General features: G+C 68.2%; 10 protein-coding genes. 4 read left to right on the forward strand and 6 right to left on the reverse strand.

The features are described 5' to 3' along the window. The first annotated feature begins 370 nt into the window (after positions 1 to 370). From AAFO60_RS08655 to mdlC, 3 genes are read left to right on the forward strand one after another with little or no spacing between them, the layout of a single operon-like run. Entirely contained in the window at positions 371 to 2,029 is a 1,659-nt protein-coding gene (locus AAFO60_RS08655) for an FMN-binding glutamate synthase family protein (RefSeq protein WP_347955773.1), read from the forward strand. Positions 2,030 to 2,061: 32 nt separating this feature from the next. Further along, positions 2,062 to 3,870 carry a molybdopterin-dependent oxidoreductase gene (locus AAFO60_RS08660; protein WP_347955774.1) on the forward strand — a complete coding sequence of 603 codons (1,809 nt, stop codon included), beginning with the start codon at positions 2,062 to 2,064 and terminating at the stop codon, positions 3,868 to 3,870. Between the two features lie 45 nt (positions 3,871 to 3,915). Further along, entirely contained in the window at positions 3,916 to 5,550 is a 1,635-nt protein-coding gene (mdlC, locus tag AAFO60_RS08665; RefSeq protein WP_347955775.1) for a benzoylformate decarboxylase, read from the forward strand. A 7-nt stretch (positions 5,551 to 5,557) separates the two neighbouring features. Here the strand turns inward: mdlC and AAFO60_RS08670 are convergent, their stop codons facing one another. The 5 genes from AAFO60_RS08670 to prpD form a co-directional block, all read right to left on the reverse strand. Next, positions 5,558 to 6,157, reverse strand: coding sequence for an NUDIX hydrolase (locus AAFO60_RS08670; protein WP_347955776.1), 600 nt, complete (start codon positions 6,155 to 6,157; stop codon positions 5,558 to 5,560). A 67-nt stretch (positions 6,158 to 6,224) separates the two neighbouring features. Further along, positions 6,225 to 9,638 (reverse strand): pyruvate carboxylase, encoded by a 3,414-nt coding sequence (locus AAFO60_RS08675; protein WP_347955777.1) that lies wholly within the window; start codon positions 9,636 to 9,638, stop codon positions 6,225 to 6,227. After that, positions 9,635 to 10,765: a bifunctional 2-methylcitrate synthase/citrate synthase gene (locus AAFO60_RS08680; protein ID WP_347955778.1), complete on the reverse strand. Its 1,131-nt coding sequence runs from the start codon at positions 10,763 to 10,765 to the stop codon at positions 9,635 to 9,637. The genes AAFO60_RS08675 and AAFO60_RS08680 overlap by 4 nt, the downstream gene beginning before the upstream one ends. After that, positions 10,762 to 11,694 (reverse strand): methylisocitrate lyase, encoded by a 933-nt coding sequence (gene prpB / locus AAFO60_RS08685; RefSeq protein WP_347955779.1) that lies wholly within the window; start codon positions 11,692 to 11,694, stop codon positions 10,762 to 10,764. Before prpB ends, AAFO60_RS08680 begins: the two co-directional genes overlap by 4 nt. A 1-nt stretch (position 11,695) precedes the next feature. After that, positions 11,696 to 13,198: a 2-methylcitrate dehydratase PrpD gene (prpD, locus tag AAFO60_RS08690; RefSeq protein WP_347955780.1), complete on the reverse strand. Its 1,503-nt coding sequence runs from the start codon at positions 13,196 to 13,198 to the stop codon at positions 11,696 to 11,698. 119 nt (positions 13,199 to 13,317) lie between these two features. Between prpD and AAFO60_RS08695 the strand changes: the two genes are divergently transcribed. Beyond that, positions 13,318 to 14,724, forward strand: coding sequence for a short-chain fatty acyl-CoA regulator family protein (locus tag AAFO60_RS08695; RefSeq protein ID WP_347955781.1), 1,407 nt, complete (start codon positions 13,318 to 13,320; stop codon positions 14,722 to 14,724). Between the two features lie 33 nt (positions 14,725 to 14,757). On the opposite strand, the gene AAFO60_RS08700 is transcribed toward AAFO60_RS08695, so the two are convergent. Then, the coding region (locus AAFO60_RS08700; protein WP_347955782.1) for an HNH endonuclease signature motif containing protein at positions 14,758 to 15,719 on the reverse strand (962 nt) is incomplete at its 5' end.

A 15,719-nucleotide genomic window follows, 5' to 3' on the forward strand; every position in this document is an offset into this window, starting at 1 on the left:
CTTGCTCGCTCCGCTCCCAGGCTTACTCGACCACCCTAGAAACGAGACGACCCGCAGGTCTCGAACCGCTTACTCGACCACCCTAGAAACCAGGATTGTCGAGTAAGCGAAGGAACGAACAGGCGCAGCGCATCGAGACCATCCGCCGGTCTCGATGCGCTTGCTCGACCACCCTAGAAACCAGGGTTGTCGAGTAAGCGAAGGAACGAAGTGACGAAGCGCATCGAGACGATCTGCAGGTCTCGATGAACTTAAACGCCGAATCCGGCAATTCGACCATCGGCAGTCATCGGAAGCGGTACCAATGGGTGAGGATGCAGCGACGCCTCCGGGCACCGCTGCGGAAGACTAGCGGATCGGAGTCGCCCGGATGATCAGATGGCTGTCAGTTCTCGGAGTATGGGTCGTCGGAGGCCTGACGCTGCTGCTGGTGTTCCTGGTCTCGCCCTGGTGGCTGTTCCTCACCGTGCCGATCGCGCTGGTGGCGGCCGTCGGCACGTACGACCTGTTCCAGCGCAAGCACAGCATTCTCCGGAACTATCCGGTCCTGGCCCACTTCAGGTTCCTACTCGAGGACATCCGACCGGAGATCCAGCAGTACTTCATCGAGCGCAACACCGACGGCGTGCCGTACGACCGCGACACCCGCACCACGATCTACGAGCGCGCGAAGAACGTGAAGGACGTCGATCCGTTCGGCACCGAACGCGATGTCACGAAGGTCGGCTACGAGTACGTCCAGCACTCGATCGCCGCGCAGCCGGCCCCCGAGGAGGCGCCGCGGGTGCGGATCGGCGGTCCCGACTGCCGTCAGCCCTACGACATGGCCATGTTCAACGTCTCCGCGATGAGCTTCGGCGCGCTGTCGGCCAACGCGATCCTCGCCCTCAACGGCGGTGCCGCGCGAGGCGGATTCGCCCACGACACCGGTGAGGGCGGGCTGAGCCCATACCACCTGCAGCCGGGCGGCGACCTGATCTGGGAGATCGGCACCGGCTACTTCGGCTGCCGGACCGACGACGGGCATTTCGACGCCGACGAGTTCGCGCGCAAGGCCGCCCACCCGAACATCAAGTGCGTGTCGATCAAACTCTCGCAGGGTGCCAAGCCTGGGTTGGGCGGGGTGATGCCGGGTGCCAAGGTGACCCCCGAGATCGCGCAGATGCGCGGTGTGCCCGTCGGTCGGACCGTCGTCTCGCCGCCCTCTCACAACCATTTCCACAGCCCGCGCGGCCTCTGCGAGTTCATCGGTGAACTGCGTGAACTGAGCGGCGGCAAGCCGATCGGGTTCAAACTGTGCGTCGGCTCGCGCAGCGAACTGCTCGGCATCTGCAAGGCGATCCGCGAGACCGGCATCGCCCCCGACTTCATCATCGTCGACGGCGCCGAGGGCGGAACCGGCGCGGCGCCGATCGAGTTCGAGGACAACGTCGGGATGCCGCTGACCCAGGGGCTGATGACCGTTCACAACGCGCTCGTCGGCACCGGACTGCGCGACCAGATCCGCATCGGCGCCTCGGGGAAGATCACCAACGGCATCGACATCGTCAAACGCGTCTGCCAGGGCGCCGACTTCACGCTGGCCGCACGGGCCATGATGATGGCCGTCGGCTGCATTCAGGCGCAGCAGTGCCACACCAACAAGTGTCCGGTCGGCGTCGCCACCCAGGATCCGCGGCGGGCACGGGCTCTGGACGTGCCCGACAAGACCGACCGCGTCTACCACCTGCAGCGTCACGTGGTCGACAACGCCAAGCAGTTCGTGGCGTCGATGGGGCTGCACAGCTTCGACGATCTGCACCCGTCGATGCTCATGCGCACCGTGGGCCCCAACCGGTCGATGTCGTACGCCGAGATCTACGAATGGCTCTCCCCGGGGCAGCTGCTGACCGATCCGCCCGCATCGTGGCGCGAGGACTGGGACTGCTCCCGGGCCGACACGTTCGTCCTCGGCAGCGCACACGTTCCGGATCCGTCGCACCGGCCCCCGACTCACAACGGGTCCACCGACCGACACCTCGCAGTCTGATCCCCCGCACGCTGACCGGCAGGAGTACGACCATGAGTTCTGACGCGCCTCACCGACGACCGACGCCGCGTACCCCGCACGATCAGGAGTCCCTCGTCCGGCAGGACCAGGGCATCGATCCGCTCCACGAGCACATCGACCCGGCGGAGTTCGCCGGCGGACTGCCCCAGCACCGGGCACAGTTCCCCAGCGTCCGCGTGGGCCGACGGTGGTTCAGCACCCTGTGGCTGATTCCGCTCACCATCGCGATGCTGGTGGTCCTGGTGGCCGTGGCCCAACAGCTGCGCCAGTACGACTGGATGCGGACATTCCTGACGGACTATCCGGGCACCGCGACCACGTACGCACCGTCGGTGACCGGGGGTTTCCCGGCGTGGCTGCGCTGGCAGCACCTGTTCAACCTGTTCTTCATGATGTATCTGATGCGCGCGGGCATCCAGATCCTCGCCGACCACCCCCGGTTGTACCTGAACGCAGGCAGCCGCCCGGACTCGGCCTGGCTTCGCATGCGCGGCCCGATTCCCGCAGACCGCCGGGACCAGCGCGACGCCGCAACGGTGTGGACCCCCAAGGACGACTCGGTGTCAGTGCCGAAGTGGCTCGGCATCCCCGGCATCCGACACTCGATCGGACTGGCGCGCTGGTGGCATTTCAGCTTCGACACGCTGTGGCTGGTGAACGGGCTGGTCTTCTACATCCTGCTCTTCTCCACCGATCAGTGGCGCCGACTCATCCCGACCTCGTGGGAGGTCCTGCCGAACGCACTGTCGGCGGGAATCCAGTACCTGTCGTTCGACTTCCCGGCGAACGAGGGCTTCACCAACTACAACGGCCTGCAGATCCTCGCGTACTTCTTGACGATCTTCGTCTTCGCCCCGCTCGCCCTGATCACCGGCCTGCTCCAAGCACCGGCGATCGCCGGGCGCCTGGGCACCGGACGCGGGCCGTTGAACCGGCAGGTGGCGCGCACCATCCACTTCTGCGTCCTGGTGTGGATGCTCTTCTTCATCGGCGTGCACACCGTGATGGTGTTCATCAGCGGTCTGGTCCAGAACCTCAACCACATCGTCCTGGGCACCGCCACCGACTCCTACTGGCCGCTGGTGATCTATGTCATCGCGATGGCGGTCCTGACCGTGCTGTGGCTGGCCGCGTCGCCGCTGACCCTGCGATACCCGCGGGTGATCCAGCTGACCGGACGGTTCATGGTCGGTTGGATCAAGTCGCTGATGGAGTGGACACAACCGACGGCCGAGTACCAGGAGAAGGACATCTCGCCGTACCTGTGGCCCAACGGGACTATCCCGACCTCCGATGAGTACCGCGAACTGCAGGCCGGCGACTGGTCCGACTATGCGCTCTCCATCGACGGCCTGGTGGAGAATCCGGTCGCGCTGAGCTACGCCGAACTGCTCGCGATGCCCAAACACGAGCAGATCACCCAGCACTACTGCATTCAGGGATGGTCGGGGGTCGCGAAATGGGGCGGGGTCCGGATGTCCGAGCTCCTCGACATCGTCAAACCGCTGCCCCAGGCCAAGTACGCGGTGTTCTACTCGCTCGCCGACGGCAGCGATCCGGGCGGCGGACGCTACTACGACTGTCACAAGGTCGAGCACATGTCGCGCGAGCTCACCATGCTCGCCTACGAGATGAACGGCGAACCGCTCACCCAGACTCACGGTGCACCGCCACGGCTGCGCAACGAGGATGAGCTGGGCTTCAAACAAGTCAAATGGATCGATTCGATCGAGTTCGTCGACTCCTTCGACCACATCGGCAAGGGTCAGGGCGGCTACAACGAGGACCACGAGTTCTACGGCTACCGCATGCCGATCTGACCCCGACTCCCGACACCATCGCATCGCTCACCGAAAGGACCCGCTGTGCCCACCGTCCGAGAAGCCACCTATCAACTGCTCCGCGATCTCGGATTGACGACGATCTTCGGCAACCCCGGCTCCACCGAGGAGACCTTCCTGCAGAACTTCCCCGACGACTTCCGCTTCGTCCTGGGCCTGCACGAAGCGTCGGTGGTCGCGGCCGCCGACGGCTATGCGCAGGCCATGCGCTCCCCCGCGCTGGTCAACGTCCACACCGCGGCCGGCGCCGCGAACGCGATGGGCACGCTGCTCAGCGCCGCGCAGAATCGCACTCCGCTGATCGTCACCGCAGGCCAGCAGACGCGCGAGATGCTGCTGCTGGATCCGTGGCTGGCCAACGCCGAACCGCACACGATCCTCAAACCGTATGTGAAGTGGGCCTACCAGCCGGTCCGCCCGCAGGACGTGCCGGGCGCCTTCATGCGGGCGTACGCGACGGCACTGCAACCGCCGGCCGGACCGGTCTTCCTGTCGCTGCCACTCGACGACTGGGATGCGCTCTGCCCGGAGCCGGCGGCGGTCCGCTCGGTGGCCTCCCGGGTGGCGCCCGACCCGGCACGCCTGGCCGAGTTCGCCGGGGCGCTGGCGACCGCACGGCATCCGGCGCTCGTCCTCGGCTCCGATGTGGCCCGCGGCGACGGTTGGCGGGAGGCCGTCGCCCTGGCCGAGCGGCTGGGCGCTCCGGTGTGGGCGGCACCGAGCAGCGAACGCCCGCCCTTCCCGGAGGACCATCCCCTGTACGCCGGCGGCCTGCCCTTCGCGCAAGGCCTGTTGTCGGAGCGGCTCGTCGGCCACGATCTGATCATCGTGATCGGCGCACCGGTCTTCCGCTACTACCCGTGGGTGCCCGGCCGGTACATTCCGGAGGGAGCCCGTCTGCTGCACATCACCTCCGATCCCGACGAGTCGGCCCGCGCGCCGGTCGGCGACAGCCTGGTCGGCGACGCGGTGTTGGCGATCGAGACCCTCACCACCATGGTCCCGGCCCGGTCCACGCAGGCGGCCACGGTGGTCCGCCAAGGCCACGGCATGGCACCGCATCCGCCGATCGAACCCGAGATCGACGACCCGGTGGACGACGCCGAGATGTCGGCGCGTGCACTGTTCCGCGTGCTGCGCCGGGCCGCACCCGACGACACCGTGCTGGTGGAGGAGAGCCCGTCCAACCTGGCCGATCTGCACGCCGAATGGCCGATCACCGAGCCGGACTCGTTCTATACCTTCGCCAGCGGGGCCCTGGGATGGGATCTGCCCGCGTCGGTGGGGATCGCGCTGGCCGAGCGCGACAGCGGCCGCGGACGGCCGGTGCTGGCGGTGATCGGCGACGGCTCCATGCAGTATTCGGTGCAGGCGTTGTACACCGCGGTCCGGCAGGAGCTGCCCGTGGTCGTCGTGGTGCCGACGAACGGCGAGTATGCGATCTTGAAGGCCTTCGGCAAGCTGGAGGACAGTCCGGGCGTCCCCGGCCTGGACATCCCGGGGATCAGTCCGGCCCTGCTGGCGCAGGGGTACGGCGCCGTCGGCGTCGTGGCCCGCACGCCCGCCGAGGTGCGCGCCGCGCTCGCCGACGCGTGGGGTCGGTCGGGTCCGACAGTGATCGAGGTCCCGGTCGATCCGGCGGTGCCGGACCTGACCTGAGGGTCGGTCACTGCCAGGCGAAGGGCGGCTGTTCCAGATCGGCGACGCGTGTGGCGCGATCGCGCAACACCACCTCGGCGAACTGATACAGCACCGCTGCCGTCGGCGCATGCACCAGGTCGCCCGCGATCGGAAGCTGGACCACCGGCCGCTCCGACTCGGGGATCGACACGAACCGCGCCGGCCGCAGCAGATCGTCGAAGGTCACATAGTGGGTTTCGGCGACCTCGGCCGGGTTCGGCGCCAGCGCGGGGTCGTCGTCGATCCAGCACACGACCGGCGTGATCAGATAGCCCGACCTCGTGCGGTAGTCGTCGAGCTGTCCGAGCACCGAGTCGGGTCCGGCGACGATTCCGGTCTCCTCGTGCAGTTCCCGCAGCGCCGCGTCCTCGGCGGTCTCCCCCGCATCCAGCCGACCACCCGGCAGCGCGAACTGGCCGGGATGATTGCGCATGGTCTGCGGTCGTTTGAGCAGCCAGACCCCGTGCGTGCCCTCGCGGCGGACCACGGTGATCGCCACCGCCGACATCCGCAGCGCGGCGTCGTTGATCGAGGTGCGGGGCCAATCGGTCAGGCGCGCCCCGGCCACTTCTCGCGAAACATCCATGACCTCCTGTCTACCCGCTTCCGGTCAAGCTCCCACCCGGTACCGCGGGAGCGTTGCCCGAAGGGCGTCACCCGAGTTCGACGAGCAGATCTCCGGGCGCGACTTCGGCGACCGAGGCGACGGCGACGCGGTTGACGATGCCGCCGACCGGCGCGGTGATCGCCGCCTCCATCTTCATCGCCTCGATCGTACCGATCGCCGACCCTGCCGCGATCGTGTCGCCCACGGCGACGGTGATCGTGACGACACCGGCGAACGGGGCACCGATCTGCCGCGGATCACTCCGATCGGCACGCTCGGCCGTCGACGACGAGGGTTCTACCGATCGGTCCTGCACCAGGATCGGCCGCAGGCTGCCGTTGACCGAGAACAGTACGGTCCGTCGGCCCAGTTCGTCTGGTTCGCCGACGGCCTCGAGCCCGACGAGCATCTCGGTTCCCGGCCCCAGCCGGATCCGATGCTCTTCGCCGGGCCGCAGGCCGTAGAAGAACTCGGTCGCCGACAGTCGGGAGGTGTCGCCGTAGGCGGCGCGGTGGTCGGCGAACTCCGCCGCCGGTCCGGGGAACAGCAGTCGATCCAGTGCCCGTCGTCGCTGCAACCCCGGATCCTCGAGGATCTCGCGATCCGCCGCGGACAGGCTCATCCGGGGAGGCGTGTGCGTGCGACCGGCGAGCACCCGGGTCCGCAGCGGCTCCGGCCAGCCGGCGGCGGGGACCCCGAGGTCACCGGACAGGAAGCCGATCACCGAGTCGGGCACATCATGAGCGGCCGGATCGGCCGCGAACTCCGCCGCGGTGGCCTGCTGCGCCACCAGCGACAACGCCAGATCGCCGACCACCTTCGACGTCGGCGTCACCTTGATCGGGCGTCCCAGCAATGCGTCGGCGTCCGCGTACGCCTGCTCGACTTCCTCGAACCGGTGCCCCACCCCCAGTGAGATGGCCTGCTGACGCAGATTCGACAGTTGGCCACCCGGGATCTCATGGTCGTAGACCCGACCGGTGGCCGCCCCGACCCCCGATTCGAACGGGGCGTACACCCGCCGCACCGCGTCCCAGAACGGTTCCAGCGCGCACACCGACCCCAGGTCGAGCCCGGTGTCGTGCTCGCCGTGCTCGAGCGCCGCGACCACCGCCGACAGTGAGGGCTGGCTGGTGGTCCCCGACAGCGGCGCGCCGGCGGCGTCCACCGCATCGGCGCCCGCAGCGACCGCCGCCAGGTATGTGGCGACCTGGCCGCCTGCGGTGTCATGGGTGTGGACGTGGATCGGCAGGTCGAACTCTCGACGCAGGGCGCCGACCAGTGCCGTCGCGGCGCGCGGCCGCAGCAGTCCCGCCATGTCCTTGATCGCCAGGACATGGGCGCCCGCGTCGACGACTCGCTCGGCGAGCCGCAGATAGTAGTCGAGGGTGTACAGGTCCTCGGCCGGGTCGGACAGGTCGCCGCTGTAGCTCAGGGCGACCTCGGCGACCACGGTGCCGGTCTCGCGAACCGCGTCGATCGCCGGCCGCATCGCATCGACGCTGTTGAGGGCGTCGAAGATGCGGAAGACGTCGATGCCGGTCGCGGCGGCCTCGGCGACGAAGCCACGACAGACCGCGTCCGGATACGGGGTGTAGCCGACGGTGTTGGCACCGCGCAGCAACATCTGCAGGCAGATGTTCGGCAGACCTTCGCGGAGACGTTCCAACCGCTCCCACGGGTCCTCGTGGAGGAAGCGCAGCGCGACATCGTAGGTCGCGCCGCCCCAGCACTCCACCGACCACAGCTGCGGGGTCAGGGCTGCCGTGTGCCGGGCGACGGTTTCCATCGCGCTGGTTCGCAGGCGGGTGGCCAGCAGCGACTGGTGCGCATCGCGGAAGGTGGTGTCAGTGATCGCGACCGCCTTCTGCTCGCGCAGCGAACGGGCGAACCCTTCCGGTCCCAGTGCCAGCAGCCGCTGCCGCGACCCGGCCGGTGGTTTCGCCAGCAACTCAGCCGACACCACAGGCAGCTTCGACGACGGGCGCACCGTCGTCGGCGCATCGCCGTGTGGCCGGTTGACGGTCACCTCGCCCAGGTAGCCGAGGAGCCTGCCGACGTCGTCGCCGTGCATCCGACCCGACAGGAGTTCGGGATGGTTCTCGATGAACGACGTGGTCGTGCCGCCCGCGAGGAAGTCCGGATCCTCCAGGACCGCGCGCAGAAACCCGATGTTGGTGGTGACGCCGCGAATCGAGAACTCGGCCAACGCGCGCCGGGCGCGGGCCGCCGCCGTGGGGAAGTCCCGGCCGCGACAGGTGAGCTTGACCAGCATCGAGTCGAAGTGGCCGGTCACCTCGCTGCCGAGGGCGGCGGCGCCGTCGAGCCGTACGCCTGCCCCGCCGGGAGCACGGTAGTCGCGCACGCGGCCGGTCTGCGGGCGGAAGCCGTCGGCCGGATCCTCCGTGGTGATGCGGCACTGCAGGGCGGCGCCGCGTACCGCAATCGCATCCTGGCGCAACCCCAGGTCGGCCAGCGTCGCGCCGGCCGCGATCTGCAGTTGCGCCGAGACCAGATCGACATCGACCACTTCTTCGGTGACCGTGTGCTCCACCTGAATCCGCGGGTTCATCTCGATGAAGTAGTGCTGTCCGCGCTGATCGAGCAAGAACTCGACGGTGCCCGCGCAGGTGTAGCCGATGTGCTCGGCGAAGGTGACCGCATCGCGGCAGATCTGCTCGCGGACCATCGGGTCGAGACCGAACGCCGGTGCGATCTCGACGACCTTCTGGTGACGACGCTGCAGACTGCAGTCGCGTTCGTACAGGTGAATCACGTTGCCGTGCGTATCGGCGAGGATCTGCACCTCGATGTGTCGCGGTTCGATCACCGCCTGTTCGAGGAACACCGTCGGATCGCCGAAGGCGGCCTCGGCCTCCCGGCTTGCGGCAGTGGCCGCATCGAGCAGGTCTTCGATCCGCTCGACCCGACGCATCCCCCGCCCGCCACCGCCGGCGATCGCCTTGACGAAGACCGGGAAGGTCATGGCGCCGGCCGCGTCGACGAGCGCAACCGGGTCGGCCGACGGCGCCGATCCGGTCAGCACCGGCAGCCCGGCGTCGCGGGCGGCCTGCACCGATGCCTTCTTGTCGCCGGTCAGATCGAGCACCGCCGCCGTTGGCCCGACGAAGGTGAGACCGTTCTCGTCACATGCGCGGGCCAGATCCGCATTCTCCGACAGGAAGCCGTACCCGGGGTACACCGTGTCGGCCCCGGATCGCAGTGCGGCACCGACGATCTCCGCAACCGACAGGTATGCCTTCACAGGGTGGCCGGGGGCACCGATCTGGTATGCCTCATCGGCTTTGAACCGGTGGACGCTGCCCCGATCCTCGTGCGGGAACACCGCGACGGTCCCGAGGCCGAGGTCGCGCGCGGCGCGGAAGGCGCGGACGGCGATCTCACCGCGATTGGCGACGAGGACCTTTCTGTCCGGGGCGGTCGGGCGGCGGTTGCTCATGCCGGCACCGCCCGCTGCTGGGGGCCGGAGTACGCCGACAGTGGGCGGATCAGGGCGTTCGACTCGGTCTGCTCGATGATGTGCGCCGTCCATCCGGTGATGCGGCTCATCACGAACAGCGGTGTGAACATCGGGATGTCGAAGCCCATGAGGTGATAGGCCGGGCCGGTCGGGAAGTCCAGGTTCGGGCGGATACCGGTGCGCGAGACCATCTCGTCCTCGAGTTCCCGGTAGATCGCCAGCCACTTGGGCTGCCCGAGATGCTCGGAGATCTCGCACAGGGCTTCGTACATCGTCGGCACCCGCGAGTCCCCTCGCTTGTAGACGCGGTGGCCGAAGCCCATCACCTTCTCCTTGGCGGTGAGCTTGGCATCGAGCCAGGCGCGGGCGCGTTCGGGTCTGTCGATCTCGATCATGTCGTGCATGACCGCCTCGTTGGCGCCGCCGTGCAGCGGCCCCTTGAGTGCGCCGATCGCGGCGGTCACCGCACTGTAGATGTCCGAACCGGTCGAGGTGACCACCCGCGCGGCGAAGGTGGAGGCGTTGAAGCTGTGCTCGGCGTAAAGCACCATCGACTTCTCGAAGGCGCGCACCACCGCCGAATCGGGGACCTCGCCGAAGCACATGGCCAGGAAGTTCTCCGCGTAGCCGAGGCCGTGATGCGGCGCGATCGGCTCGAGGCCGCGACGCCGGCGCAGGTCGGCAGCGACGATCGTCGGCAGCACCGCGAACATGCGCTGGGACTTCTCCAGCAGCGACGCCGTGGCGGTGAGATCTTCATCGGGGTCCTCGGTGCCCAGATAGCTGATCGTGGTGCGGACGACGTCCATCGGATGGCACGTCTCCGGGGTGCGGGCGAGGACGGCCAGCGCCGAACGATCCAGCCGGCGGGCGGCGCGCTCGCGCTGGGTGAACTGCTCGAGCTGTCGGTCGTCGGGCAATTCGCCGTACCACAGCAGGTAGGCGACCTGCTCCATGGAGCAGCGCTGCGCCAGCTCCTGCACCGGGTAACCCCGGTAGGTCAGCGAGTTGGTCTCCGGCACCACCTTCGAGATCGAGGTGGTGTCGACGACGACTCCGGTCAGCCCCTTGTAGACGGTATCGGTGGCGGTCTCGGTTCCGGTCATAATATCGGGTCCCCCGGTCGGGTGTAGGTGAACAGCTGGGTGTCGAAGGCGTTGTAATCGGCGTAGCGCAGGAACTCGTACAGTCGGGACCGATGCTGCATTCGGTCCAGCAGTCCGGACTGGGTTCCCGCGGCGGCGATCTCAGCCAGACCGGCCTCCACCGCCCCCATCGCCAGACGCAACGTGGTGACCGGATAGATCACCGCGTTGTAGCCGAGGTCGGCCAGTTGCGACGCAGTGAGCAGCTCCGATTTGCCGAACTCCGTCATATTGGCCAACAGCGGGGCGTCGACCTCCTTGCGGAAGCGTTCGAACTCCGCGGCGTCGGCGAGCGCTTCGGTGAAGATGAGGTCGGCGCCGGCGTCGACGTAGGCTTTCGCGCGGTCGATCGCCGCGTCAAGACCCTCGACGCCGCGTGCATCGGTGCGGGCGCAGACGATGAAGTTCTCGTCGCGGCGGGCTCCGACGGCGGCGGCCAACCGGCGCACCATGTCCTCGACCGAGACCACTTCCTTGCCGTCGAGGTGCCCGCACCGTTTGGGGTTCACCTGATCTTCCAGGTGACAACCGGCCAGGCCGGCATCCTCCAGGACCGCAACGGTGCGCGCGGCGCTCATCGGCTCACCGAAACCGGTGTCGACGTCGATCAGGGTGGGCAGGTCGGTGGCACGGGCGATGACACCGCCACGTGCAGCGACCTCGGTCAACGTGGTCAGACCGATGTCGGGCAGGCCGAGATCTGCCGACAATGCGGCTCCCGAGACGTACACACCCTCGAATCCTGCGTTGGCGACGATCTTGGCGACCAGCGGAGAGAAGGCGCCCGGCCACCGCTGCAGATCTCCTGAGTTCAGTGCGGATCGCAGGCCCTGACGCTTGTCTGCGTCGCTGAGCGCCGAGGAGAACACCGTGTGAGTGGACTCGGCCATGTCAAAGAATGCCCTTTCCGGTCTCCGGCGCCGCAACCAGAACGGTGTCCAAGACGCGCACGTTCAGCGCATCCAGTCCACCGGCAGGCAACTCCGCCAGGTTGCAGGCGGCGGTGGTGAACCGCTCCTGCTCGACGGGATTCACCACACCTTCGGCCATGCGCGCGAACTTGTCCAGGTACTGTGCGCGGGCGAAGGGTCGCGCGCCGAGCGGATGCGCGTCGGCGACGGCGAGCTCGTCCTCGATCACCTCGCCACTGACGAGAGTGATGACGGCGCGGGCACCGAAGGCCTTCTCGTCAGGATCAGTCGAGTGGTAACGGCGGGTCCACTCCGGGTCCTCGACGGTCGAGATCTTGCGCCACAGCTCCACGGTGTCGGGACGGGCGGCCCGCTCGGGGGCGTACGAACGCTCATGATCCCAGTCCCCGTCCTGCAGGGCGACGGCGAAGATATACATGACCGAATGGTCGAGCGTCTCGCGGCTGGCGGTGGGATCGAACTTCTGCGGATCGTTCGAGCCGGTGCCGATCACATAGTGGGTGTGGTGGCTGGTGTGCAGCACGATCGACGCGATCTGTGACAGATCGCCGATGCGCTCGCGCATGCGACGCGCGAGATCGATGGGCGCTTGGCTCTGGTACTCGGCCGAGTGTTCTTTCGTGTAGCTGTCCAGGATCGCGCGCTTCGCCTCGCCCGGACCCGGGAGTGGAATCGTGTACCGGGCCTCCGAACCACCGAGCATCCAGGCGATGAAGCCGTCCTCGCCCTCCCAGATCGGGGCCGGTGCGCCTTCCCCGCGCATTGCACGGTCGACGGCCTCCACGGCGATCTTTCCCGCGTGTGCAGGCGCATACGCCTTCCAACTGGAGATGGCGCCCTTGCGGGATTGGCGAGTCGCGGTCGTCAAGTGCAGCGCCTGTCCCACCGCCTGGTAGATGGTGTCGACGTCGAGGCCGAGCATGGTGCCGAGTCCGGCCGCTGCCGACGGGCCCAGATGCGCGACGTGGTCGATCTTGTGCTCGTGCAGGCACATGCCCCGGACGAGGTCGATCTGGATCTCGTAGGCCGTGGCCAGACCGCGGATGAGGTCGGCGCCGCCGGCACCGACACGCTGTGCGACGGCGACGAGCGCAGGAATGTTGTCGCCGGGGTGGGAGTAGTCGGCGGCCAGGAAGGTGTCGTGGTAGTCGAGCTCACGGACGGCGACCCCGTTGGCCCACGCGGCCCACTCGGGCGCGTACGCACCGCTGACCCCGAAGACCGTCGAGCCGCCGACCAGGGGCCGAGTCTGAGCCTGCCGGCGCGCCGTCGTGACCGGCCGACGGGCCACTGAGGCGACGCTGACTGCAGCGTTGTCGATGATGCGATTGACGATCATCTCGGCAGTGTCGGCGGGGACGGCGACGGGGTCGACTGCGACCTGAGCGATCTTGTATGCGAGGTGATCGGTGATCGGGAACTCTTCGACGCTGCGCCGGGTACGAACTTCGTGGTTGATCATGTTTGCACCGTACGCAGCAGTTCAGGCCATCCGAAAGCCCTGGACAATGCGTATTTCTGTGGATACCGAAAGCCATTCCTGCGTAAGTTGCGGACGCGACGGGGGCTAGAGTCACCGCTATGGCGAAGACATACGTGGGTGCGCGGCTGCGTCGCCTGCGAGAGGAGGCCGGACTGTCACAGGCAGCGCTGGCCCGACGGCTCGAACTGTCGACGACCTACGTCAATCAGCTCGAGAACGACCAGCGACCGATCACCGTTCCCGTGCTGTTGACGATCACGGCAGCCTTCGACCTGTCACCTGACTACTTCGCCGCGTCCGGGGATGCCCGCCTGACCGCCGAGTTGGCAGAGGTGATCCTCGAGCAGGGCGAGGCGATCAGTCGATCGGAGGTCGCCGAACTGGTGGCGCGAATGCCCGGGATCGGCAATGCGCTCGTCGGCATGCATCGACGTCTCGCGGCGGCGACCGCCGAGTTGGAGACGCTGCGCACCGATGCCGGCGACAGCGAGTCCCGAGTCACGCCGTTCGAGCAGGTCCGTGACTACTTCTACGATCGCCGCAACTACGTCGCTGAGCTCGATCTGGCCGCCGAGCAGCTGTTCTCCGAGGCCGGACTGTCGGTCGGCGGCCTCGACCTCCAACTGGCGGGGTTGCTCGACAGTCGCTTCGGGATCCGAGTGGTGATCTCGGCCGCAGGTGAGACGTCCAGCCCGAAGCGGGTCTACGACGAGGCAGCGGCCACCCTCGTACTGGCGCGCCGATTGACGGCGGGCCAACGCGCCTTCCAATTGGCCACACAGCTGGCGCTGCTGTCCCAGCGGGAGGTGATCGATGGTCTGGTCGCCTCCGCCGAGGCTCTCGACTCGGCATCGATCCCGGTCGCGCGGGTAGGGCTGGCGAACTACTTCGCCGGGGCGCTGGTCCTTCCCTATACCGAGTTCGCCTCCGCGGCACGCACCTCGGGATATGACATCGATCTCCTGAGTCGACGCTTCGAGGTCGGATTCGAAACGGTCTGCCACCGGCTGTCGACGCTGCAGCGCCCCGGCGACCGCGGCGTCCCGTTCATATTCGTCCGCGTCGACAAGGCCGGGAACATCTCGAAACGGCAGTCGGCGACCGCATTCCACTTCTCCCGTGTCGGCGGAAGCTGTCCGCTGTGGGTGGTCCACGACGCTTTCACGGTGCCCGGCCGGGTTCACACGCAGGTTTCGCAGATGCCCGACGGCCGCAGCTACTTCTGGCTGGCGCGGACCGTCGACGCCGGCCCCGGCGGTCATCTCGCGACACCGTCGGACTTCGCGATCGGCCTCGGCTGCGATCTCGCTCATGCCGACGAACTCGTCTACGCGACCGGGATCGACCTGACCGATCACCGTATGACTGTGCCGATCGGCGCAGGCTGCAAGGTCTGTCCTCGGCCGGTGTGCGCGCAGCGGGCCTTCCCCATGTTCGGTCGCGGCATCCACATCGACGAACACATTAGCGACTCGGTGCCGTACCGACCGTCGGACTTCGTCTAACCGGGGCACCTGGCCACGGCCGACTGCGCACCGTTACGCGGCGGCGGTGGGTGCGGTGGTCATCGTGCGGCGGGCGTTGGAGCGGATCGGTTCCCGCGAAACCACCGGACGCGACGTGTCGGCCGGTGGCCGGAACCAGGGATGCCGGTCGTGGCCGATGAACACCTCCCACCCCGTGTGATGGACGACGGTGTGGTGCATCCGGCACAGGAGCACACAGTTGTCGACCGCCGTCTCACCACCCTCCGACCAGGGCACGCAGTGATGCGCATCGGTCCACGACACCGGCCGCCCGCACCCGGGGAACGCACACCCCCGATCACGCGCCTCGAGCGCCTTACGCAAAGCCACCGTCACCAGACGGTGCTCGCGGCCCACATCCAACGGCGCCGACTCCCCATCGAGCACCACCCGCCGCATCGCCGCCTCACACACCACCAACCCCACCGTGGCCGGCGAGACCGGCCCGGCGAACCCGAGAGAAGCCACCGGCGACGCGCCCGCAGACGGACTCGGCGCGGGCCCGGCGGCCTGGGTGCGGGTGGTCTCCGTGCGGGCGGTCTCGGTGCGGGCGGTCTCGGTGTGGGTGGGGACGATCAGCGTCACGTGCGGCAACACCCCGCCCGAGGCGGTCGGTCGGTCACGGCCGGTCAGGTAGCCGCGCACGATCTGCCCGAACGCCTCAGCCCGCCGCTGAGTCACCGTCCGCAGGTCCCGCGACCCATCCGGCAGCGGCACCGGCCGACACAGCGGATCCAGCGCCTGATGCAGCTCCTCCCCAGACAACGCATCCAGATCGAGGGTGGCGGTCGTACGGCCGTCAGCGCCGGTGGTCAGGGTCATCTCGTTCAGGTCGGGCCGCTCGGCCACCGGCACCACCTCCGACTCCGGATCGGCGGGATCGGGAGCGGGCGCCCACTCGAGGGCCAACTCGCGGGCACGGGTATCGACGTCGGCCGGCGTCACCTGCACGATGAGCCTGCGCGGCCAGATCC

This window comes from Gordonia aichiensis (assembly GCF_039946255.1).
Lineage (GTDB): Bacteria > Actinomycetota > Actinomycetes > Mycobacteriales > Mycobacteriaceae > Gordonia > Gordonia aichiensis_A.

What these genes read in the sequence shown, in the direction of transcription:
- AAFO60_RS08670 (WP_347955776.1), bottom strand. Translation starts at nt 6,157, where the DNA reads ATGGATGTTTCGCGAGAAGTGGCCGGGGCGCGCCTGACCGATTGGCCC.
- AAFO60_RS08680 (WP_347955778.1), bottom strand. Translation starts at nt 10,765, where the DNA reads ATGACCGGAACCGAGACCGCCACCGATACCGTCTACAAGGGGCTGACC.
- AAFO60_RS08660 (WP_347955774.1), top strand. Translation starts at nt 2,062, where the DNA reads ATGAGTTCTGACGCGCCTCACCGACGACCGACGCCGCGTACCCCGCAC.
- AAFO60_RS08655 (WP_347955773.1), top strand. Translation starts at nt 371, where the DNA reads ATGATCAGATGGCTGTCAGTTCTCGGAGTATGGGTCGTCGGAGGCCTG.
- AAFO60_RS08675 (WP_347955777.1), bottom strand. Translation starts at nt 9,638, where the DNA reads ATGAGCAACCGCCGCCCGACCGCCCCGGACAGAAAGGTCCTCGTCGCC.
- AAFO60_RS08695 (WP_347955781.1), top strand. Translation starts at nt 13,318, where the DNA reads ATGGCGAAGACATACGTGGGTGCGCGGCTGCGTCGCCTGCGAGAGGAG.
- prpD (WP_347955780.1), bottom strand. Translation starts at nt 13,198, where the DNA reads ATGATCAACCACGAAGTTCGTACCCGGCGCAGCGTCGAAGAGTTCCCG.
- prpB (WP_347955779.1), bottom strand. Translation starts at nt 11,694, where the DNA reads ATGGCCGAGTCCACTCACACGGTGTTCTCCTCGGCGCTCAGCGACGCA.